We start from the raw sequence: 21,629 nt of genomic DNA, 5'->3' as shown, positions 1-21,629 counted from the left end.
GCGAATTAGAGTTAAAAGTTAAGAATTTCAGCCCATGAGCAGGTTTCAGAAATTATTTGATTCTTTTTAGCTGCGCTTCCTGTTCAATAGATCGAGCTGATAAAAGTTCAATGATTCGGCTTTGATTTTCTAGTACGGTTTCCATTTTCATAACCCGCTCATTCGTATCTAGAACGGCTTTTTTAATCAAATGCTGGTCTTCCTCAATACGCTCAAGTCGCTGATCCATTTTTTCAAGCTGTTCAATCACAGTACCCATTTGCTTATCTGCATGATCCAGTCGCTCATTGACCGGCGCCAATTCTTCACGTATCACGGATCTCAGCAGCTCAGACAGATCATTGCTCATAGCTTCCGCCCCTTAAAATCTTGATAAATGTATTGTAGCAGATTCATCTAGGTGATTCTACATCCTGAATCTGTTACGACCTCGCCTTGAACACCTCTACTAAAGTCCCAGTAATCGAATAATAGTAGATTGAAAAAAGGCGGTTGTCGAACATCTTTTTCATTCATTTCATGAATTTTCACGTTTTCCATTGACAACCCCCTCTTAAGGAATATATTGTAAAGGTAAATATTCTCTCATTTTTTTAAAAATTGAAGATGGGCAAAATTCTCCGAAAGGGAATGACGCAAAGCCATGGGTCTACAGTCTCGATTATTACGGGGCCATGACTGCCAGGTTGCTGACTTGAGCGAAGGTTTACATCCTGTCGCATCTTAAGATTGTCAATCAACCTGTGCTCCACGCTGAGTGCGGGTTTTTTGTTTTTTTACACAACTACAATAAGCGGTGGGGTGAAAGGTTTTGAAGACAGTTGCAGATTTTATGGCGAAGGCCCTGAGAGAGCTTGGGGTAACGCACGCTTTCGGAATTATAGGCAAATCCATTTGTCCTGCTGTACTCAAAATGGTTGACTACGGAATCGAGTTTATTCCGGGAAGACATGAATCAAGCTCCGGCTTCGCAGCGGCAGGCTACGCGCTCAAGACGGGGAACCTGGGTGTCGCCTTTGGTACTTCCGGACCGGGAGGAACAAATCTTCTGACCGCCGCGGCGCATGCCAAAGCCAACAACCTGCCGGTTTTATTCATCACAGGACATCAATCCATCAAGGAACTTGGAATTCCGCAATGCCAGGACTCCTCTTCATATCTCGCAGACCTGGCCGACATGTTCCGTCCCGCCACACTATTCAGCAAGCTCGTCGAACGGGCCGATCATTTCGCAACGATTTTTAATCACGCCATTTCAATTGCGCTCAGCGGTAAACGGGGTCCGGTTCATCTCTGCATCCCTTTTGATGTTCAAGCCGAGCTTCTCGAGGAATGCCGGATTGTACTGCCTGAACGGGAATCGCTCGTCAGCCTGGCCAATACGCAGCGCGTAATTGATGCGATCAACGCTTCATCCCATCCCCTGATTATTGCGGGCAAAGGCGTTAACCGGTCAGGCGCTCATAAAGAGCTGGTTAAGCTGGCCGAGACTTTTAACATCCCGGTTGTCACGACTCCCGGAGGAAAAGGCGCCATTGCCTGGGATCACCCCCTTTATCACGGCCCTGTCGGCGTCGGCGGCTGCAAACATGGCGACGATCTGATGAACATGAGCGATCTGTTCATCGTGCTCGGATCAAGGCTAAGCGATATGACCATCTGCAACCTGAAGCCGGAGAACCATCCCAAGACGCTGATTCAATTCGATATTGATTCCACCTTCGTCGGAAAAATACTGAATTCAAGCACCATATCCGTCGGCGGAGATCTTCGCGACAATCTCAGACTATACTTGCAGCATGTCGATCACTCCAAGCTTCCGGTCCGGCATACGGAGACGAATGTGAACTATGGCGAGGAGTTGCCGGTTCTCACTGGTTTGTCGCTTGCATCGGTTATGAAGGAGATGAGTAATCTAGTTCCTTATGACCACAGTCTATTCGTCGATGATGGCAGCCACGGCTTCAACGCCGTGAAATGGTACAACGTCAAGAAGCCCGGCAGCTTTGTCTTCGATGCTTACTTCGCCTGCATGGGCAATTCAATTGGCATGGCGATCGGGGCGCAGTGCGCCGTCCCGGATGAGACGGTCTTCTGTATCACGGGAGACGGCTGCTTCATGATGCTAGGCGCTGAAGTCAACACTGCCGTCTGCAAGGATCTTCCCGTTATTTTCATCGTGGTGAACAACAAGCAGCTGGACATGGCTCTGAAGGGAATGGAGAAGACGACAGGCCGTATTGACGGAACGATTTTTGAAGTGCCAATGGATGCCGTTAAATTCGCCGAATCGCTCGGAGCAACAGGCTACCGGTGTGAGACGATGGATGAATTCGCAAGTGCCGTTAAGCAGGCTATGTCCTCGAAGCATACAGCCGTCATCGAGCTTCTCACAGACAGAGCCGAGGTGCCTCCTACTGCCCATCGTACATTGGTAATGGACTGATCGGGTCCAAATTGTTCCGATACCTGAAACCAAGGAGGAGTACAAATGAAAGAGAACATGGATAGCGGACTGAAGCACTTCTCCAATCTCTCGGGAGATTATGGAGCGAGGGCTCTCGCCCCGATTCAGGAGCATTTTCCGGAGCTGGCTGAATTCATATTGGGAAGCGCCTATGGTGATATTTTTCAACGCAAGTCGATCAGCCCAGACTGGAAGGAAATCGCAGTGATTTCCTCCCTCATTACGATGGGGCAGTTCGAACAACTGGGTGTCCATTATGTAATGGCGCTGAAGGTGGGCATGAACGTCGACCAGATCAAAGGCGTCCTGCTTCACCTCCTTCCTTGCGTCGGCGCTCCGCGCATCATTTCGGCATTTACCATTCTTCAGGAAACTCTGGAAGAACTTCAGAATATGGAATGAAATCCATATAGTTCTTGTGAAACCTTTTTATTGCAGAGTTGCGAAATATATGATATTAATTAAGTGATTATCCCGACAATTAGAGTCACATTTCCTTATTTTTCGACAATGACCTTGTTGAATCCGGGATGTTTTGAAGTCCAATTCTTTTCAATGCTTAGTCCAATCAAAATGAAGCGAGGAGAGATGAAAGATGGGAAAATTTATTCTGAAGACTGACACAGCGAGCAAGGTGCTGAACATTGAGCTGGAGGGCACTTTTTCGGAACAAGACGGACTCACCTCTATCCAGGCGTACCAGGAAACGATCAAACCGATTAACCCTGCCGACTACAAACTGGACATTGACTGCCGCAAGCTGAATGTAACGGCTCCGGATGTCGTGCCGCTTCTGGAAGGCTGCTTCGTAATGTTTAAGAACGACGGTTTCACCACAGTCAAACTCACGCTTGAAAACAATCCGATTCTCAAGATGCAGCTGTCCCGTCTCGGACGCAAAGCCGGCATCGAGAACCTTGACGTCGTCTCCGTTGTTCAAGCTTAATGTAGTTCAGAAGTTTCGCTTATAAAACTAAGCGGATGCTTTCGAAGCAAGTTTTGCCGAAGTATATCCAGGAAGTTTCGCTTACAAAACTAAGCGGATGCTTCCGAAGCTAGTTTTGCCGAAGTATATCCAGGTAGTTTCGCTTACAAAACTAAGCAGATGCTTCCGAAGCAAGTTTTGTCGAAGTATATCCAGGAAGTTTCGCTTACAAAACTTTTAGGAGGACTCATATGTCGGGGATCGTCATACGGGACATTGATATCTATCATCCCAGCAACAAAGTCGGCAACGATTTTTTTATTCAGCACTTTGATGAAAAAGGTGTTGATATCCGCGGACTCCTGAATGCTCTGGGCCGCGAGAACCGGTACAGCATTGACAGTCCGGAAGAGAATTCGCTGACCATGGCTTTTGAGGCGGCAAGCAATGTATTGGAGAAAACAGGACTTGCCGGTGAAGATATTGACCTCATCGCATATGCGAGCCAGACACCTGAGTATATCTTCCCTACGAATTCCCTGATGATCCATCGGCTGATCAATGCGGCTTCTCATACAATCTGCATCGACAGCAATGCGAACTGCGCCGGCATGACCGCCGCTGTGGAGCAGGTCAGCCGCCAGATGATGGCCAATCCAAGAATTCGCCGCGCCCTCGTAATCGGCTCTGATCATGTCAAGCCGCATGCCGACCAGAACGATCCGGTGTATTACGCAAATTTCGGTGATGCAGCGGCTGCGCTTATTCTGGAGCGCACCGAAGATGGTGTTGGCTTTATCGATTCGATCTATCAAACGGACACATGCGTTTACGGTAACTCCACCTTCCCTGCGGAAGGACTATCCAGCCTGGGACACACAGGAGTCGCTCCGGGACAGTTCACCGTCAAATTTATTCCGTTCGATGATTCCATTTGTGTTGACGCCGCTTCGGAATCGATTAACTCACTGCTCAAGGATAACGGAATTGATCCGGATTCCATTAAGGTCGCCTGCTTCTCCCAGCTCTCTCTTCCGAATATTCGCGCGGTAGCCGAGAAGACCGGCATCCCTGCCGACGCCCCCGTGTATATTGGAGACGAGTTCGGCTATACATCAACGAGCAGCCCGTTTATCGCCCTTCACCGGGCAGTGGATTCGGGCAAGCTTGAACGTGGCGATAAAGTCCTGTTCTGGACTGTCGGCGCTGGCTGGCAGAACGTCGCTTTTGTAATGGAGTATTAATTATTTTTCACCATTGCAAACAGGGGTTGTCCATTTGGACAACCCCTGTTCTTGTTTTTTTGGCCAAAAGCAATGTCGAATACAAACTTCTCATTTAGTCCGGCTTTCCAGCCTGCCGCTGCCCTCCAAAAAGAACATATCTCCGTTCTTATCCTCTCTGGCGGCGTTCCTCCCTTCTATGAAGGAATATTGGGTCTGCGAAAAGTTGCTACTCTTGCTTCCTGCCTACTTGTCGATTGAAGTCCCTTTTCTCAGCAGCTCTTCAGGGGCTTCCGGTTGATGAACATAGAGTATGCTTGGAGCACTTACAAAATAAACAGCCGCTAGAGCAAGAAAAGAAGCCACACCATACACAAGCTTTTCCTTTAATAAACGTGTTATTGTCATAAGCTCTCACCTCCTCTCCTGTTCAATGAGACAGGCAATCGAATGAGGGTCAAGGATTGGACGAAGAAAGCGGCGGCAATCATGGATGAATGAATCCATAAATTTGCAAGAATCAGAAGCAGGCCCATCCCTTTCAAAAGAGGATACAAGGATTTGGGAAACCGGCTCTGCCGCTCAATACGGGAAGGTGCGAAAAGAAGAATAAGAAGCAGACTCACCGTCTGTCCAAAGAAGAATAGCGGCGTTGAAACAGGGACGAAGGACAGCAGGGTGACGGTCGCAGTCGAGACAAGGACACAGAGCGTGCCGGATTTCAGATGAATCCCGCCTGTAATTTGCCGGAGAACTGCAAAAGCCAGGAGCAGAGTCGCAGCCTCCCCCACCCTGCCTGTAATAGCGGAAATGATCAGCGATAAAGTGATAATGAACAAAGCATTATAGATGCCTTCCAGCGCATACTTCAGTACAGCTTCGCTCGCGGGATGATCAGGCACTGCTCTCTTGATCGCCGCTGCGGTATAAGCCGACAGTTGCTCAATCACTCTCATTATCCTTTCTCATCGAATAGTACAGCAGATAAGCGGATGTGGCGAAGAAGAAAATCGTGTTCATATACAGCTGCTGAAAATACAGGAAAGAGGTAATACTAAGCAAGAAGACCGCAATCAGTATGACCGTTATAATGTCTTCGAACTTAAAGCGAAGCTTGTTAAGGTCAAACGTGAATCCATGTCCCAGCCGGTATACAAACCAGGAGACAGGGATAATTACAGCGGCGGTGGCGAATTGAAGCAGATAACCGTTACCGGTCGAGTGCTCTACCGCTCCAATCGAACCGAACAGCAGTATGGCCAGAACACTCTGAATCACTCCAAAAATAACATAACCCGAAATGGTCGCAATCGTAGCAAATACAAAAGGCATTCTGACAACCACCTTGTAAAACACGATAAAAAAGAAAATCGTGACTAAAGGCATCAGATTGCCGAACGAAAAATCATTTCGCAAAATATAGCTTTGAAAATTGATGAGCAGAGTCAAACCGATTGCATGCCAGGCATAATCCTGAAATTTAAAGCGAAAAAGACACATAACCAAGAAATAAAGCGCAAACGTTTCTAACATTGAAAAAAACATAAATCCGACCGGTTCCCAAGACACCCTACAACACCGCCTGAAATGTAATAAATGAACTGATGCGATAGTTCGATTATATAACTATTTACATATTCACGTACACTGCTTTTTTACTATCCAGCAGCCGTAACCATGTTCCATGCAAATGACTATACTTATTACAATTTTGTTAATAAGATTCGAAGCTGTTCGTATTCGCCGAAAATCGGTTTAATAAAGGACATAGCCATTTCTGTTTTGAGTAAAAAGGGAGATCATGCATATGGAGGAAAGACAACTGCGAGAGGCGGTCGAGGCTCGAAAGGTTATACGGGTCCACTTAATAAGCGGAGAGACTTATGAAGGACTGTGCGAGCTTGACAAGAAGCCGAATTATTTGATTATGAAGACGGATAAAGGAGAAATAACCTTCCCGATATGGGCAGTTAAACGGGCACAGCAATTATGCGACCTCCCTTAAGCTCCTCTACACCAAATCGCCCGCAGCCTTATTGGCAGCGGGCAGTTGTCTGAAGATACTTAATATCGTAAAGGATGGAACATACATGTACCACTTTCTCAATATTGATTGTGATGGAGCCATGTTATAGTATTGGGCATAGCTTACGTCTGGAGGTTACTAGCCCATGTGCGGCAGATATACGATTACGGTTTCGATTGAGGAGCTGATGCTCCGTTATTACACCAATGATGTAACGATCATACATTATGCGCCCAAATACAATGCCGCCCCGGGCCAAATGATTCCGGCTGTCATCGGAAGCGGGCATGGCAATCGGATCGGCGCTCTCCGCTGGGGGCTCATTCCCTCCTGGATCGACCGTGCTCAAACCGGCAAGCCGCTGATTAACATCCGGGCGGATACGCTTGGCGCAAAACCGGCTTTCAGGCGCCTCCTGTCATCCCGGCGATGTATCATTCCGGCGGACGGTTTCTACGAATGGATGACCACCTCATCAGGCAAGCAGCCTATGCGGATTGTGATGAATGACGGCAGTATTTTCTCCCTGGCGGGGATTTACGATATATGGCTGGATGAAAAAGGCGACAAACAGGCTGCATGCTCGGTAGTAACGACCGAAGCCAATCAGCTGATGCAGGAGATTCATCACCGGATGCCGGTGATACTGCGGCCGGAGGATGAAGCAGCCTGGCTTGACCGGGACAACCAAAACGCGGACAATCTGGTGCATATGCTGCGGCCCTATGATGCACAGCGAATGAGAGCATATGCCGTCTCCCCCAAGGTCGGCAATGTCCGCAATGACACGAAGGATTTGCTGGAGGAAGCTTAAGCGCCAAGGCCCGGCGGAACATCAGGGCGCCGCGGGTTATCCGAAATCCTTCTGACTGATCACAACCCTGCGCCAGCCTCTTCATCCACTATGACGGTCAACCTTGGATGCAGTTGAAGAATCGAAGCCGGGATATCCGGGGTAACTGGTCCCTGCAGCGCTTCCTTTACGATTTCACACTTCTCTGTTCCCTTGGCAAGAAGCAGAATACGACGCGCATGCATGACGTTCTTGATCCCCAGCGTAATCCCTTGTTTTGGCACACCTGATATGCCGCCGAACATATATGCCTTGTCCTCCAGGGTTCTTCCCGAAATATCGACAACACCGGCGGTCGCATGAAACGGGGTCCCCGGCTCATTGAAGGCGATATGTCCATTCGTCCCAATCCCCACCACCTGATAGTCAATTCCGCCTAGCACATCAATCAAAGCCTCATATTCCCGGCATTCACGCGCAGGATCTACCGCCTCCCCGTTCAAAAAATGAATATGACGACGGGGAATATTGACGATGCCGAAGAGCTGCTCCTCCATTCGGTAACGGCAGCTGAACGGATGCCGGGACGACAGCCCGGCGTACTCATCCAGATTGAAGCTGTGGATTCGGCCAAAGTCCAGTCCTTCCTCGCGGTGCATTCTCGCAAGCTCCCTATGCAGGCCAACGGTCGTCGCCCCTGTGGCAAAGCCTATCTTGGCTTCCGGCAATTCCCGGATGAAATCTCCAACCTCTTCCGCAGCTCTGCGGTCAAACTCCGCCCGTGTTACCGTGATCACCGACTCCATCTGGCTTCCCCCCAAATATCATTCCTAATAAATCTCTAACAGCTCTTTTCCTCCCGGGAAACAGCAGCACACTGAATCTAGAACAGTTAACCTTTGACCGATCCGGCCTGAAGTCCGCTTACCACCTGCTCCTGTGCCAACGCGAACAGCACGATGCTTGGCAGGATGATCATGGTAATGGCGGCGAACAGCGCCGAGTAATCGGTGTTGAAGATGGATGTAAAATAATTCAGCGACAAAGGCAGCGTCCGGCTTGCATTGCTAGTCGTCAACGTCAGCGCGAACAAAAATTCATTCCAGCAAGCCAGGAACTGAAGAATCCCGGCCGTCGCGAGTCCGGGTCTAGCTATCGGAAGCACGATCAACAGAAAGGTCCGCAGAAATCCTGCGCCGTCCATATAGGCCGATTCCTCAATCTCATGCGAGATGGTCAGGAAGAAGCTCCGCATAATGAACAGCGTAATCGGCAATCCGATGGCCACATAGACCAGAATGAGCCCCGACTTCGTATCATACAGCCCGATCCCGCGGATAACCGAGTAAATGGACTGCATCATTGACGTAACGGGAATGAACAGGGAGACGGACATCACCGCCATCAGAGTCCGGTTCAGCCGCGATCTGGACCTGGCAAACACATATGCCGCCATTCCTACCAGCAGAACATTGAGGACAGTTGCCGCTACAGATACGATGATGCTGTTGCCGTAGAAGGAGAACAGCGGCGAAATCTCCAGTGCCGTCCGGTATCCATCCAGCCGGGGAACCAAAGGCAGAGCCAGCGGCGAAGACACGATCTCCCGGCTGGTCTTCAGGGAAGACAGAATGACCCACAGGATGGGAAACAGCGACATGATCGTAACAAGCAGCAGGAACACGTACTTCAGGGCACCGAACACTACCCGATTCATACGCTGGGAGCCTTGCATAATGCTGTCCCTCCTTTTTCACTAATCGGTTTGTCCAAAACGGAACAATCGCGTCGTCAGCAGCACGATCACCAGGCCGCAGACTATCAGGAAGGTACCGATTGCATTGGCGTAGCCGTAATTGTTCAGCGTCATCGCGGTTTTGTATAAATAGAGCGGCAGATTGACCGTCATGCTGTTCGGCCCGCCCTGCGACGTTAGAAAAATCATTTCAAATTCCTTCAGCATGCTGGTCGCCGCCAAGATCACACTTGTCCCGATAATACTGCGCAGCATCGGCAGCAGAATGTACCAATCGATTTGCAGCGAATTCGCGCCGTCGATCCGTGCAGCTTCGATCAGCGAATCCGGAATCGTGGCGATCTCCGCCAGGACGATAATCGTTATCGTGGATGCGAAGAGCAGCCAGCCCATCGTAACGGTCCAGAACGAAGTATGCGGATCGTAATACCAGTTATGCGCGAATCCGGTGAAGCCAAGTCCTCTTACGACGGAATTGACCAGGCCCATTTGCGGATTGAAGACGCTGAGGAACAGAATGGCGCGCGCGGCAGACGAGATTATGATGGGAATCATGTAAGCCGTCCGGACGAACTTCCACCCCTTCGGCTTCTTGCTCAGCACCAGCGCGATCAGAACGCCGAGTCCGACATGGACCGTGCTCTGCAGCAGCACCCAATAAGCGGTGTTCCGCAGCGCGATGCCGAACTCGCGATCCCGGGTGAACAGGCGGATATAGTTGTCAAGTCCGATGAACTCCATCGGCTTCAACAGCTTCCAGTTAAAGAATGACGTCCAAATTACCATGACCACCGGATAAGCGTAAATCAACAGAAACAGCAGCAGTGCGGGCGCGAGAAAAGCGGCATACCATACACGGTGGTGCTTCATTCCAGCAGCTCCTTCCCTTCTATGCTCGAACAGGTCCCGCTTAATTCTGCTGCGCCGTCTCGGTCAGACGCTGCGCCGCTTCCTCCGGCGTCATGTCACCAAGCGCAAGGGCGGGATAAATGTTGCTCAGCTCCACACATACATTGTTGTACCAGATCTTTTGATAATACTGGATGACATGCTTGGCACTCTGGGACTGCTCTTCCAGATCGGTAAGCAGCGGATATTTAGCGGCTGCCTCCTCACTGATCTTCACCTGAGGCGACAACGGCAGTTGTCCCGTCAGCATCAGATTTTGCTCCTGCGACTCATTGCTGACCAGCGCTTTAATGAATTCAAAAGCAGCATCCTGCTTGGCTTTGTCTTTCGCCATAATGAAGTAGCCTTTCTGCGGCGTCTCGAATAGGGTTCCCTCCGGAAAAAGCGCCACGCCGATCTGATCGGCAAGCCCAGGTATCGACTTGGTTTCATCCGAGAAATTGCCGATCATCCAGGTTCCGTTGGCGATCATCGCCGTCTCTCCGTTCAGGAAATGGGTTGCCGCATTATCATATTTCGCTCCGACCGCATCCGTCGTCGTGTAATTTTGTAGCATGTTCTGAATATTGCCGAACGCCTGGACAACCTCCGGTCGATTGTAATCAGTCGGATACTTCGTGTTCATGAATTCCGCTCCACTGTCCGAGCTGCCAATCATGGCATTGAACCACAGAGAGGTGATCCAGCCTGTATCCGCCGTGTCCAGAGATAAAGGTGTAATGCCCGCTTCCTTCAGCTTCTTCAGCTGCTCGAAGAATTCGTCCCAGGTCGTGGCCGGTGCAGAAATCCCCGCTTTTTCAAAGAGCGACTTATTATAGAAGTAACCGATCTTGCTGGTGTAATTGGGCAGGCCGTATACCTTTCCGTCATACGTGTTGGCCGCGAGGCTTTCATCAGTGAACTGGGCTTTCAATTCGGGATTGGCGTCCATGTAAGGGGTCAAGTCAACCGCAACCTTTGCTTCAACCGCCATATCCAATAAGTTCTGTGCCGGAATTCCGACATCCGGAAGCTCCTCTGTGGACAGCAGCAGCTTGAATTTATCCACATAATTCTGTTCGCCAGGGACATCCTCGACATTTACAGTAATCGTATCGCCGTGGTCTTTTTTGAATTGGTCAAAGACGGATTTAAACCACTGCGCTGCAAGATCCGTTCCTACGTAAGTGCTCATGAAATCGATGGTCGTTGTTGTGACGGCAGATGACGACGAACCGCCGCTATCGGCAGTAGCCTCCGTATTCTCTCCGCTGCATCCCGAGAGGACAGCTGCTCCACCCAACAGTGCGGCTAACACCAAACTCCTCATATTACGCATGTACGTTCCCCCATTCGAAATTTAAAATTTGAGCAAACCGGTCTACTACTGATTTTAAAAATAACGTCCCTCGAATACTTCCAGTATATTTACTGAAAATATAAATTCCTTTACTTTCTCACATAGGAAATCATGTAAATATACATTGAATGTCGCTATATCTATCATAATCATCTTTTGCAAAGGCAAAATCTCAAAATAAATAGTCATATGACCGTTAGAATGTCAAATTTGATGCTTTTATAATGAAAACTGTCTTACCGCACCAGCGCTCAACAGCATATTTTCCAATTAGGGGAGTGACGACGTAATGAATAAGCAGTACCGAGTCGGTTGTATCGGAACAGGTACGATTGCTATGGAGGCTCATATTCCAGCCTATGCATCGCACCGGGACAGACTGAGGATCACCGCGATCTACGACCAAAATCCCGTTCAGGCCGAACGCGCCCGGGACTTATATCTTTCTTTATTGGAAGAGGAAGGCGCTGCGGTCGATTGGGAAATTTCATTATGCGCAAGCGCCGACGAGCTGCTTGACCAGGTTGATATTGTCGATGTATGCACCTCTCTCCGCTGGCATTCGCATTACGCAGCGCTGGCGCTAAAATCAAATGTCAACGCTATGAGCGAGAAGCCGATGGCGCGCACCTGGATCGAAGCCCAGGCTGTTGCCGACGCCGCCGCCAAGACGAGCGCCAAATTTCAGCTGAACGACGATAATCTGTTCATCCCCCGCTACCTGCATATCCGCAATGTCATCGAAAGCGGAATGATCGGCGAAGTTCAGCAGGTATGGATCGCCAGAGGCAAATCCTCTTCAGACCGGCGCGAATGGTTCTTTGACCCCATCGAAGCGGGCGGCGGCAGCATCCTCGACTATGGAACACATGCGGTCACCTCGACCTGGTTCATGATCGGATTTGACAAAATCCCGCAGGAGGTCCGCTCCATCCGCACCCGTGTCAAGGACCGTACCCGATTCGTCGGCGGAAGACTGCAGGAGATCGAGGTGGATGACGACGCCCACTTCAAGGTCCGTTATTTGAATCCCGCCAACGGCGATTGGATTAATGTCGTCATCGAAGCGACCTGGGCCTGGCCTGAGCTGGGACCCGACGGCTCCGATGTTAAAGGATATATCGAGGTAGAGGGAAGCGAGGGATCGGTCTCGGCAGTCTTCGACGAGGAAGGCCGTGAATATGTGAAGGTGACGAACCGGGTATTCGGCGAACGCTGGCTGCCGATCAAGAGCTACGCGTCAGAGGACTTATCCTTCGAGGATGAAATCTCGAACTTGTACCGCTCGGTCGATACCGGCCAGGAGTCCATGCTGAATGCCGCGCGGGGTGTACAGATCGTCAAGGTGATCAACTGCGCGCAGCTATCGGAACTGCGCGGCCGGAAGAGCATAACCTTTGCCGAACTGGAAGCATTCACTGAAGAAGCGGCCGGCGGCGAGAGCGATGTGCTGATTATCGGCGACCGTATGGCGAAGCTGCTTAACGAGCCTTACCGGAGAGAACCCCGATCATGAACGCCGGCAGCGCCAAGCAGCCGCTCACCCCGACAGATGATGAAGTCGTCTGGGGTGTCGATGTCGGAGGAACGAAGGTTCTCGTTGGAGCCGTATCCTCGAAGGGGCGGGTCATCGCGTCACAGCGATTCCCGATGGACCGAAGCTCGGAGGGCGCCGCTCTTGCCAGCATTCGAAACGCTCTGCGGAGCTTCGCTGTCGGCTGGGATGGCCCGGCTCCATTGGCGATCGGAGCCGGTGTGTCCGGACAGACCGATCCATCCCGGGGAATCTGGCTGAATTGTCTGAACATACCGCTCGAATCCCCCGTTCCGCTCGCCACGGAGTGGGGAAATGATTACGGGGTTCCCGTCTTTCTGGACAACGACGTGAACGCAGCCACTTTGGCCGAGCTATCCTGGGGTCTAGGGACCCGTTATAAAGAATTCATCTACGTTAACATTGGAACCGGAATTGGCGCAGGAATCGTTGCTGGAGGCAGATTGATTCGCGGCGCCTCCAATTACGCCGGAGAGCTGGGACATATGGCGCTCGACCCAGGGGGAGAGACATGTATTTGCGGACAGAAGGGCTGTCTGGAGCCAATGGCATCAGGAGGCGGATTGATCAATACCGCGATCCGGGAACTGGAACAGCATCCCGAATCCGCCCTTCATCGTCTTAAGGAAAGCTCTTCTCTTCATTCGGCCTCGATTATTAGTGCCGCAGATACGGGCGATCTCTTGGCTTCCGGATTGATTGACAAGGCGTTCGCGATGTTAGGCACAGGCATTGCCAACATGGTCAATCTGTTAAATCCCGCGGCCATCGTCATGGGGGGCAGTGTCATGAACAGTCCTCCGGTAATTGCGTCGATCCGGAATTATGTATTTGCTCATTCACTCCCTGGAGCGCTTGCGGGTCTAGAGTGCGTAGAACTCACCCGGCTGGAACCTTCCCACGCCGGATTGCTTGGCGCGGGAGCGGTCGCCTGGGTGCGGCTGACCGCTCCTGATGCCGCTTCACTGCCGCAATAGCTTTCAACGCCACTGCAACCTTCGCTGTCACTGCAATCTTCGCTGTTACAGAAATCTCCACAATCGCGGCAAGCTTCAACGTCACCGCATTCTTCGCTTACAGAGAACACAAGGCATCTTCACCGGCAGAAACCAGCCGGCGAAGATGCCTTTTCTATTTGGCCATCAGCCTGCCGGCAATGGACTCCTTGCGGAATACTTTGGGAGTCATGCCGACAATGTTCTTGAATACCCAATTGAAATAGGAAATATTATTAAATCCGACGCCGAACGCCACTTCCGTCACGTTCATTTCCGTCGTAACGAGCAAATTCTTGGCAATCGTTATCCGGTGGCCGGTGATATAAGCGGATAAAGTTAATCCTGTGTTTTTCTTGAACTGCCGGCTCAGATAAGAGGGATTGATTTGAAAGAGTCGGGCAAGCTCCGCCAAGGTCAGGTCATCTCTGTAATGCTCATAAATATATCCGATAATCTCGGTAATGATCGGGGAGAAATGAACACGTTCGGCTTGTGTAGCCCGATTGGCAGTAACCTGTTCATCGTAGACACGGTTGATTTCGATCAGAAGGATTTGAAGCGAAGCCAGAAGATAACGCTGGGAACAACCCTGCGCTCTCACAAATTCCTCAGCCATCGCGCGCATTGGAATTTCGATACGGGGCAGCCTGTCCTCGGAAAAGCGCAAATGTGGGGAATAATCGGCATAGCTGTTGAGAATATGCTCGATCCCCTCCTCCTCATCCACCAGGCAAAATTTCTCACGGAGGCTGGGACGAAAAATAATAATCAGCGCTTCGAACCCGGTTTCATCGGTCAATTCGGAACGGTGGAGCTTGTACGGGGGTATCACGAAGAGATCGCCGGACCGAAATTCATAGCTTTTGTCTTCTATATATTTCCTGCCCTTCCCGGAAAGAATAAACATCAATTCAATCTGTTCGTGCCACTCCCATATCATCTTCCAATCCGCAGAGTTCCGGGTGATCTTCAGATTAAAGTCTGCCAATTCCTGTCTGGTTTGCAGCTCGGCATAGTTGGTCATGATGTCCATCCTTCCTTTCCTGACGAGAGTGATTGAGGAAGTCTAACTCCGAGTGTTCTTTTTCGCATTGCATGAGTCTCTGTAAAGGGTAATCTATAAGTATCAGCCCATTTGAACAAAGGAAGGTGATCTCTATGAAGCGTTCCAGATTCAGCATTTGGGTAATAGCGATAGCGGCAGTTATCCTGGTCGGTGCAATAGGATTTGCGATTTGGCGGTCTAGTTCTCCCGAAGCGTCGCCTCCACAGCCGTCAGCTTCTACTTCCGCTTCTCCGTCCGCTCCTTCCAGCTTCGTCCCGTCAACAGCTCCGGCTTCAAGTCCGGGCCTTTCCGTACCTGTCGTCTCGTCTTCACCAGTACAACCCTCCGAATCCCCCCTTTCCGCTGATCAGATTCCGCTTCCCAAGGATCGGATCATTGACTTTGTTAAGGAGCTGAACGGCTCTGCTTATATCAGGGAACTTGAGGTGGGAACGGATAACCTGGAAATCTTCTATTATAAGGATTACGCCGAATTCAAACAGGCCCGTCCGGATACGAAATTAACCACGGCGGATTATGCGTCAGTATTCCATTCGCCGGATGCGGTACATCAGGTATTGATGGAACAGTCCGCTCTTCTGTTTTATAAATTCCCCGGGATTGCTTCCCTTGATATTTCACTGCCCTTCAGTGGGACGATTTACACGGTATCTCTGACAAAAGGTTCGATTGAAAAATTCTATAACACCAACTTTGATCAGATTCAAAGCGATGCGGAGTGGAAGGAGCAAATCAGCAGCCGCTATTTTACGAAATCGTCGCGTGACGCTTTCGCCAAGCGATTTATCAGAACGAGTTAGTACCGGACACACAGCGGGCGGTTATCGTCTCCACTCCTCAGCTGCACCGGGATATGCAAAAAAACCGCCCGACGGCGGCGGCAAACATCAAATCAGGATAACTCTGGAAACAGAGCTGCGGATTAGGGTAACGATCTTCTCATAGCCTTTTACCGATAAATAGCATTTCTCGGCATCCTTCAAATCCCGTTCTTCGAAATATGCCGTTTTGAAGGAGGAATCGATACATTTGATCTTGGAGATGTTGATGACGGTGTTTCTATCCGCAAGAACGAAATCATACCCGGTGCTGGCAATCGTGGCTGCCCAATACTTCAAGGTGCCGACTGTGTAAAAGATGCCCTCCAGCGTATGAATGATAATCCGGTTAATTGACTTCTGATATTCCATGTATGTGATGTCCTGCAACGGCAACGAAAGCAAGCCTGTGCTGCCTTCCTCATCACGGGTTACAGTTATTACGTCCATTGGTCTCCACTCCATTTTCAGCTGAACATTACTGCTCGCTTCCATACCAAATCTATGGCTGCCATTTCAACGACTATAGTCTAATTATATACCGTTTTTTGCGCAAAAGCATAGAGTGAATTCCAAATAATATGCTAATAGTATGAGAAAAAATTGCTGGAATGCGCATATTCTGCATTCCAGCAATCATGATCCATCCTTTTTCGAGCTATTTCGATTATTGAAAGCCAGTTCGAACAAGCCGGTCGCAGACAGTCCGGCCAATGCTCCCGACCATAGACGCATGACCAAATCCAGCGTAGTGAATGGATAAGCGGAAGCGCCGATCAGAAGGCCGATCCCGACCCCGATCAGCGGAATCCACCTTTTCGGAGGTCTAAAAGTGATCTTGACCAACTGGACGACCGACATTACAAATACGGCCAGCAGCGAGGCGAAGGCGAGCACATGATCGAGTGCGTCATTGTTAATCATACCGATCACCTCTTATTTCTTCGGTGCAATCAGACCGAGCCGGTATATCACAGTCAGAATCCGGTAGAAATCATAGCTGCCCCCGGATGGGGTATCGATAGCACCAGCGCCAAGCGCCGCCTGTACAGCAGGCTGGGCCCAATCGGGGATATTAACGGATTCCTTATCTTCTACTGCCGTCAGACGAGCCAATATACTCTTCACGGCATTTCCCTGCTCCGATATCCCGTTCTTCAGCGTATCCCTGCTGTCGGTCAGTCCGGCGATCAGCAAGTTCAACTGTTTCACGGTATTTTCCAGCTCGGTAATCCGCTTCTTGTCTTCTGCTGACATCTCCTCTTCCTCCTCATCGTATGAATACAAATTATAGCGATCCATGAGCTGGATCAGCAGTTCATCATATTTGGGATCGGTCGCATAGCCTGCGGCAGCTATGGCTTTGGCTGCCGTACGGCCATCCGCTCCAAGCACCCCGCTGTATTTCCCCCTGTCCCAAGATACTCCGTGAACAATCAAACTCGAATGGTCGGCGATTGATTCGCCATAATTATGGTACGCCCGGAAGGCAGCGTTCACGGTAATCGGCCGCCCATTGACATATTCCGTCGTCGGCATGGTAACGCTCCCCGCAGGGCCGGTTCCTTTTATCCCGAACAGGTTGTTGGCTTTGACAGCCAGTCCACTGCTTCCCCACGACGATTCAAGGGCTGCTTGCGCAATCGTCAGAGAAGCGGGCACACGGGTCCTCTGCATATCGCTGACAGCAAGCGGTGCGATGGTAGCAATGAATGTAGCCGGCTCCATTTCATCAACTCCTTTTTCTATCATTAAATGCGTTTCTTTCAGCAATGCCTGTGCGCTCACCTGTCTTTCATAAGAAACACGAAAAAGCGCCTCCCTCGTGATGTGGGGAAGGCGCCGGATAGACGAGTCTTTTAGACAGCCGTTTCAAAGGTTATTCGATTCTTGCCGCTTCGCTTGGAAATGTAGAGGGCTTCGTCGGCCAACCGCAAAATTTCGCTGGTATCCTGCGATTCAGGACTCCAGACGGCGGCGCCGACGCTGCATCCCACATGGACGATCTGGCCGTCGATCAGATACGGCTGATTGATCTTGTCGATGATACGCTTGGCTACCGACTCCGCCTCCTGCATCGGCTTCAATGCCGAGGTGTTAAGGACGATAACGAACTCATCCCCACCGAGCCGGGTGACCATCTCGTGGTCCCGTGTCGAGTCCAGCAGCCGGAACGCGACCTCCTGCAGCAGCTTGTCTCCCGCGCCGTGGCCCATGGTATCATTCACTTTCTTGAAGCCATCCAGATCCATGTACAGGAAGCTGAGCGTCGAGCGGTTCTGCTTGGCTTTGCTTACCGCATGGGCCAGATAGTCGTCGAGCGCCAGACGGTTCGGCAGTCCGGTCAGCACATCATGCCGCGCCATATCGGACATATGGCCGAGCTCCGTTTCGGCCTGGCTCAGATTATCAATCAGATTCCGCAGTGAATGAGAGAGGATGGACAAATCCCGGATATGGGTGGTTGTCGGAATTTCAGCTTGTCCCCCGGAGCTCAGTACATCTGCACTCTCAGCAATCCGCTTCAGCGGGCGGACAATCCATCCTGCGAGGAACCATCCCGCGATGCCGAACAGCAATGCTGTCGCCAAGCCGCACAAGGCGATATACTGCTGCAGCCTGTGAACGGATGCGAACGCGATTTCCGCAGGCTGCCTAACGATAACGGACCATCCCAGCCCGGAATAATTCTGGTACCCATTCCCGTAGGCGTAGCCTGTCAGGTAGGATTTTCCGTTGTCCGTGTGTTCAATGATCCAGGAGTTTCCGCCTCCCTGCGCTTCATGTACAGCTGGATCATTCATGACCTTTCCAACAGCTCCGCCGGGACCGAGCAGAACCTTGTCCTGATTTTTTCCGACGACCATGACCTGGACGCCCTTCATGCTCTCTTTGAATGGACCGAGCGTCGCTGACTCCACCTGCTTGGACCATTCCCAGCTCAAATGCGCTCCAAGCATGCCCAGCGTCCTGCCGCTTTTATCCTTGACCGGTATTCCGATATCGACGAATTGCAGCGGCTCCCCCTCCGGATTGGGGAGCAGACTCGCAAGCAGCACCGCATCATGCACATCTCCGAAATAAGGACCGTTCAGCCCTTTTTTGAAGATCGGGCGTTCCTTGATATTTTGGCCCAGAAGCAGATTATCCGTTGAAGCAAGCACATTCCCCTGCACATCCGTATATCCGACCCAGGTGAAGACCGGCAGACTCTCCTGCAGATGGTTCAGTGTCTCCGTAACCTTGGTCTTATCTATGGGCTTCTGAAAAACCTCCATCTTGCTCAGCGCTTCAATCTCGCCGGCCCGGGCCCACATGAAATTGTCCAGGTTCGTCGAGAGCTGATGGGCAACTACGGCTAGCGATCTCCCGATGCTGACTTCCGCTGTCTTGGAAGACTCATGCCCGATTAAATAACTGAGCAGAGCTGTCAGCAGAATGATCACCACTGCGAAAGCACCGGCAAACAAGGTTCGCAGATTAATAGACATGTTGATTTCCTCCAAGCTAGGCCGCGATCAATAGGTTATGTATCTCTCTATGATGAGTGATCAGCCTGAAAAGTACCGATTCGTTCTCTGAACATGAATCCTTTGTTTAGTGTGATGGATTTAATAGATATATCGACAAAATTCTGCATTTTGATTAGGTATAAAGAACGTACTACGGCATGAAATTGTTGGGAAATCCGTACTGGTAGAGCCGGATTCTGTCGACTGCATGGCATTCCTGTAAGATCAGTTAGTTATTGGAGTTTTGTAAATTATTTGTCGGGCTAATTGTTCTAACCGTCTCATTCCGATATAATAACTAATAAACGAGCGGAGGTAATTTATGGACGCTGCCAGTAGAAAAGAACCATTCCGTTATGTAATGAATCGGCCAATCGAGTGCTGGCTGGAGCTGCCTGCGGGCAGTACGGGACCCGGGGCCGGAAAGCGTACGGAAGGCGTACTTCTCGACCTGAGCCGTTCTGGCTGCAAAATCCGTACCCCGCTTAATTTGCGGTTTACTTCCGGTGATACCAAAATCATCATTTTATTTCAATTAAATGAAGAGATGCTGCAATTTAACGGAAGCGTTCGCTGGGGATGGATGTATGGCCTGGGACAGTTTCAGTATGGTGTTCGACTTGTTCTGTCTGAAGAGGAAGAAGAACGCCTGAACTCCGAGCTGGAGACATGGACGATGTCTTCGGAACAGGGACATTAGAAGAGACGGGCTTGCCCGTCTTTTTCATTTCTGTTTTTTAATCCGATAAAAAAGAGAGGTAAAGTGAAATGTTGGACAATATTGTCTCGATCCGTTGGCTGCTTGCCCGCATGTACGAACCGGATTTGGTTATTGTTGATTGCCGTTTTCTTCTGTCCGATCCCGAAGCGGGACGTTCCGCCTATCAGGCCAATCACATACCGGGAGCAGTCTATCTGCATCTGGAGGAACAGCTGTCCGCCCCTCTCGGCCTGCACGGCGGCCGCCATCCCCTTCCCGATCCCGAAGCGCTGACTGAAGTGCTCGGCAGAGCCGGGATCAGCAGCGACAATGCTGTCGTCGCATACGACGACCAGGGCGGGTCCTTTGCTGCCAGACTGTGGTGGCTGCTGCGCTATTTGGGGCATGACCGCGTATACGTCATGGATCAGGGGTATTCCGCCTGGAAAGAGGCGAAATTCCCGGTGACGGACGCGCAGCCGATCCGTATCCCCGCCACGTATGTGCCGGCCCCGCGCCCGGAGCTGCTGGCCTCGGTGGATGAAGTACGGCTGGCCTCGGCGAATGCCGAAGCTGCCTCCTCTCCCCTCTTGATCGACTCGCGCGAACCCCGCCGCTATGCGGGCCTGGAGGAACCGATCGACGCCAAAGCCGGACATATTCCCAGAGCGGTCAACCGGTTCTGGAAGGACGTACTGGACGCTCAGGGGCAGTGGAAATCTGCCGAAGTACTGAAGACCCATTTTGCCGGAATCGAGCCGGATCAAGAGATCATCGTCTACTGCGGCTCCGGCGTGACCGCCTGCCCTAATGTGCTGGCGCTGGAGCGCGCCGGATACAAGAATGTGAAGCTGTATGCGGGGAGCTGGAGCGACTGGATTAGTTATGAGGAAAATCCGGTGGCTACTGGGGAAGAGTAAAAGTTGCGAGGCACCTGGAAACAAACAAAACCTGACGACATCAACCCTCTATTGTTGAATGACTGAACAAACGCACCCCCCTAGAGCCATGAATCTAGGGGGGTGTGGGGTTTATTGAGGACCAAATCTCCCCCTTGTTCGTCTGGCTGTTACCCTTTTATCTTCTTTAATCGAACTCCGAAAAACAAAAAACCCAGTAAACTAGATAAACATACAAATGGAACAGCCGAATTATACAAGTTCCCGAATCCCAAAGCTAATGATTTTTTAGAATATAGCTTCATATCATTAATAAATGTATTAATTTGATCTGTATTTTTTTTGATTGTATTATCAACATTTTCCGTTACTGCTTTTGTAACAGCTTCTTTTGCTGCAGCTTTTTGATTAGAGGGGATTTTTTCCATCTCTATTTTTACATTTTCAGAAATAAGCGCCTCTCTTTGCTCTTTAGTGACAGTAAATGTATTATTCTGCTGATTTGCTTGTGTCGAAGACTGCAAGGAGCTTTGGTAAAGGTTCTGCTTAAAAGAGGAATAAACCTTATCTTTTAAAGCTTGCTCTACATCCATTTCGGACAATCTGGTTTGGGCATAATCTAAAATCCGATTTTGCTGAACAG

General features: G+C 50.4%; 25 protein-coding genes and 1 riboswitch. Of the genes, 11 read left to right on the top strand and 14 right to left on the bottom strand.

Translation table 11 applies throughout. The features are described 5' to 3' along the window. Positions 1 to 52: 52 nt before the first annotated feature. Positions 53 to 349: a hypothetical protein gene (locus tag KIH86_RS27580; protein ID WP_223082705.1), complete on the bottom strand. Its 297-nt coding sequence runs from the start codon at positions 347 to 349 to the stop codon at positions 53 to 55. A 250-nt stretch (positions 350 to 599) separates the two neighbouring features. After that, positions 600 to 694, top strand: a riboswitch (cyclic di-GMP riboswitch). A 117-nt stretch (positions 695 to 811) separates the two neighbouring features. Here KIH86_RS27580 and KIH86_RS27575 point away from each other — a divergent pair. The 4 genes from KIH86_RS27575 to KIH86_RS27560 all read left to right on the top strand — a co-directional run bounded on the left by KIH86_RS27575 (position 812) and on the right by KIH86_RS27560 (position 4,636). Next, positions 812 to 2,446 (top strand): thiamine pyrophosphate-binding protein, encoded by a 1,635-nt coding sequence (locus KIH86_RS27575; protein ID WP_235775637.1) that lies wholly within the window; start codon positions 812 to 814, stop codon positions 2,444 to 2,446. Positions 2,447 to 2,491: 45 nt separating this feature from the next. Further along, positions 2,492 to 2,869: a carboxymuconolactone decarboxylase family protein gene (locus KIH86_RS27570; protein ID WP_223082703.1), complete on the top strand. Its 378-nt coding sequence runs from the start codon at positions 2,492 to 2,494 to the stop codon at positions 2,867 to 2,869. 193 nt (positions 2,870 to 3,062) lie between these two features. Next, positions 3,063 to 3,413, top strand: a complete 351-nt coding sequence (locus KIH86_RS27565; RefSeq protein ID WP_223082700.1) for a hypothetical protein — start codon at positions 3,063 to 3,065, stop codon at positions 3,411 to 3,413. A 230-nt stretch (positions 3,414 to 3,643) separates the two neighbouring features. Next, positions 3,644 to 4,636, top strand: a complete 993-nt coding sequence (locus KIH86_RS27560) for a ketoacyl-ACP synthase III (RefSeq protein WP_223082698.1) — start codon at positions 3,644 to 3,646, stop codon at positions 4,634 to 4,636. A 225-nt stretch (positions 4,637 to 4,861) separates the two neighbouring features. On the opposite strand, the gene KIH86_RS27555 is transcribed toward KIH86_RS27560, so the two are convergent. Genes KIH86_RS27555 through KIH86_RS27545 form a run of 3 tightly spaced genes read right to left on the bottom strand, consistent with a single transcriptional unit; the run spans position 4,862 to position 5,947 of the window. Then, entirely contained in the window at positions 4,862 to 5,023 is a 162-nt protein-coding gene (locus KIH86_RS27555; protein ID WP_223082696.1) for a cyclic lactone autoinducer peptide, read from the bottom strand. Beyond that, positions 5,020 to 5,571: an accessory gene regulator ArgB-like protein gene (locus KIH86_RS27550; protein ID WP_235775636.1), complete on the bottom strand. Its 552-nt coding sequence runs from the start codon at positions 5,569 to 5,571 to the stop codon at positions 5,020 to 5,022. The genes KIH86_RS27555 and KIH86_RS27550 overlap by 4 nt, the downstream gene beginning before the upstream one ends. Continuing rightward, positions 5,558 to 5,947 carry a hypothetical protein gene (locus KIH86_RS27545; RefSeq protein ID WP_223082691.1) on the bottom strand — a complete coding sequence of 130 codons (390 nt, stop codon included), beginning with the start codon at positions 5,945 to 5,947 and terminating at the stop codon, positions 5,558 to 5,560. Before KIH86_RS27545 ends, KIH86_RS27550 begins: the two co-directional genes overlap by 14 nt. A 475-nt stretch (positions 5,948 to 6,422) precedes the next feature. Between KIH86_RS27545 and KIH86_RS27540 the strand changes: the two genes are divergently transcribed. Continuing rightward, the gene (locus tag KIH86_RS27540) at positions 6,423 to 6,620 is read left to right on the top strand and encodes a hypothetical protein (RefSeq protein WP_223082689.1); all 198 of its coding nucleotides are present in this window, start codon (positions 6,423 to 6,425) and stop codon (positions 6,618 to 6,620) included. Between the two features lie 166 nt (positions 6,621 to 6,786). Next, positions 6,787 to 7,455 carry an SOS response-associated peptidase gene (locus KIH86_RS27535; protein ID WP_223082687.1) on the top strand — a complete coding sequence of 223 codons (669 nt, stop codon included), beginning with the start codon at positions 6,787 to 6,789 and terminating at the stop codon, positions 7,453 to 7,455. A gap of 59 nt (positions 7,456 to 7,514) precedes the next feature. Here KIH86_RS27535 and KIH86_RS27530 read toward each other — a convergent pair whose 3' ends face one another. The 4 genes from KIH86_RS27530 to KIH86_RS27515 all read right to left on the bottom strand — a co-directional run bounded on the left by KIH86_RS27530 (position 7,515) and on the right by KIH86_RS27515 (position 11,408). Beyond that, a complete protein-coding gene (locus tag KIH86_RS27530; RefSeq protein ID WP_223082685.1) occupies positions 7,515 to 8,240 on the bottom strand; it encodes a glucosamine-6-phosphate deaminase in 726 nt (241 codons plus the stop codon). 86 nt (positions 8,241 to 8,326) lie between these two features. Then, on the bottom strand, positions 8,327 to 9,151 hold the full coding sequence (locus KIH86_RS27525) for a carbohydrate ABC transporter permease (RefSeq protein ID WP_223110772.1): 825 nt from the start codon (positions 9,149 to 9,151) through the stop codon (positions 8,327 to 8,329). 39 nt (positions 9,152 to 9,190) lie between these two features. Further along, entirely contained in the window at positions 9,191 to 10,060 is an 870-nt protein-coding gene (locus KIH86_RS27520; RefSeq protein ID WP_223082681.1) for a carbohydrate ABC transporter permease, read from the bottom strand. 40 nt (positions 10,061 to 10,100) lie between these two features. Then, positions 10,101 to 11,408 (bottom strand): ABC transporter substrate-binding protein, encoded by a 1,308-nt coding sequence (locus KIH86_RS27515; protein ID WP_223110771.1) that lies wholly within the window; start codon positions 11,406 to 11,408, stop codon positions 10,101 to 10,103. Between the two features lie 319 nt (positions 11,409 to 11,727). On the opposite strand from KIH86_RS27515, the gene KIH86_RS27510 reads away from it, so the two are divergent. Together KIH86_RS27510 and KIH86_RS27505 are read left to right on the top strand one after the other, a co-directional pair. Next, positions 11,728 to 12,954 carry a Gfo/Idh/MocA family protein gene (locus tag KIH86_RS27510; RefSeq protein WP_223082675.1) on the top strand — a complete coding sequence of 409 codons (1,227 nt, stop codon included), beginning with the start codon at positions 11,728 to 11,730 and terminating at the stop codon, positions 12,952 to 12,954. Continuing rightward, entirely contained in the window at positions 12,951 to 13,970 is a 1,020-nt protein-coding gene (locus KIH86_RS27505; protein ID WP_223082673.1) for an ROK family protein, read from the top strand. Before KIH86_RS27510 ends, KIH86_RS27505 begins: the two co-directional genes overlap by 4 nt. A gap of 154 nt (positions 13,971 to 14,124) precedes the next feature. On the opposite strand, the gene KIH86_RS27500 is transcribed toward KIH86_RS27505, so the two are convergent. Further along, a complete protein-coding gene (locus KIH86_RS27500; protein ID WP_223110770.1) occupies positions 14,125 to 15,024 on the bottom strand; it encodes a helix-turn-helix transcriptional regulator in 900 nt (299 codons plus the stop codon). Between the two features lie 125 nt (positions 15,025 to 15,149). Between KIH86_RS27500 and KIH86_RS27495 the strand changes: the two genes are divergently transcribed. Next, positions 15,150 to 15,857 carry a hypothetical protein gene (locus tag KIH86_RS27495; protein ID WP_223082669.1) on the top strand — a complete coding sequence of 236 codons (708 nt, stop codon included), beginning with the start codon at positions 15,150 to 15,152 and terminating at the stop codon, positions 15,855 to 15,857. Between the two features lie 87 nt (positions 15,858 to 15,944). On the opposite strand, the gene KIH86_RS27490 is transcribed toward KIH86_RS27495, so the two are convergent. The 4 genes from KIH86_RS27490 to KIH86_RS27475 form a co-directional block, all read right to left on the bottom strand. Then, complete coding sequence (locus KIH86_RS27490) at positions 15,945 to 16,325, bottom strand: LytTR family DNA-binding domain-containing protein (RefSeq protein WP_223082667.1); 381 nt, start codon at positions 16,323 to 16,325, stop codon at positions 15,945 to 15,947. A 186-nt stretch (positions 16,326 to 16,511) separates the two neighbouring features. Continuing rightward, positions 16,512 to 16,799 (bottom strand): holin, encoded by a 288-nt coding sequence (locus KIH86_RS27485; RefSeq protein WP_223082664.1) that lies wholly within the window; start codon positions 16,797 to 16,799, stop codon positions 16,512 to 16,514. A gap of 12 nt (positions 16,800 to 16,811) precedes the next feature. After that, positions 16,812 to 17,627 (bottom strand): glycoside hydrolase family 73 protein, encoded by an 816-nt coding sequence (locus KIH86_RS27480; RefSeq protein WP_235775635.1) that lies wholly within the window; start codon positions 17,625 to 17,627, stop codon positions 16,812 to 16,814. 107 nt (positions 17,628 to 17,734) lie between these two features. Beyond that, complete coding sequence (locus KIH86_RS27475; protein WP_223082659.1) at positions 17,735 to 19,366, bottom strand: sensor domain-containing diguanylate cyclase; 1,632 nt, start codon at positions 19,364 to 19,366, stop codon at positions 17,735 to 17,737. Positions 19,367 to 19,709: 343 nt separating this feature from the next. Here KIH86_RS27475 and KIH86_RS27470 point away from each other — a divergent pair, with 343 nt between their 5' ends. Both KIH86_RS27470 and KIH86_RS27465 read left to right on the top strand, forming a co-directional pair. Further along, positions 19,710 to 20,087 carry a PilZ domain-containing protein gene (locus KIH86_RS27470; RefSeq protein ID WP_223082656.1) on the top strand — a complete coding sequence of 126 codons (378 nt, stop codon included), beginning with the start codon at positions 19,710 to 19,712 and terminating at the stop codon, positions 20,085 to 20,087. 71 nt (positions 20,088 to 20,158) lie between these two features. Next, the gene (locus KIH86_RS27465; RefSeq protein WP_223082913.1) at positions 20,159 to 21,007 is read left to right on the top strand and encodes a sulfurtransferase; all 849 of its coding nucleotides are present in this window, start codon (positions 20,159 to 20,161) and stop codon (positions 21,005 to 21,007) included. Positions 21,008 to 21,156: 149 nt separating this feature from the next. Here KIH86_RS27465 and KIH86_RS27460 read toward each other — a convergent pair. Beyond that, positions 21,157 to 21,629, bottom strand: a 473-nt coding sequence (locus tag KIH86_RS27460) for a hypothetical protein (RefSeq protein ID WP_223110769.1), incomplete at its 5' end; no start/stop codon positions are given.

Source organism: Paenibacillus sinensis, assembly GCF_019904155.1.
Lineage (GTDB): Bacteria > Bacillota > Bacilli > Paenibacillales > Paenibacillaceae > Paenibacillus_AQ > Paenibacillus_AQ sinensis.
The sequence above is the reverse complement of the archived record's forward strand: the minus strand, read 5'-3'. Positions and strand labels throughout refer to the sequence as shown.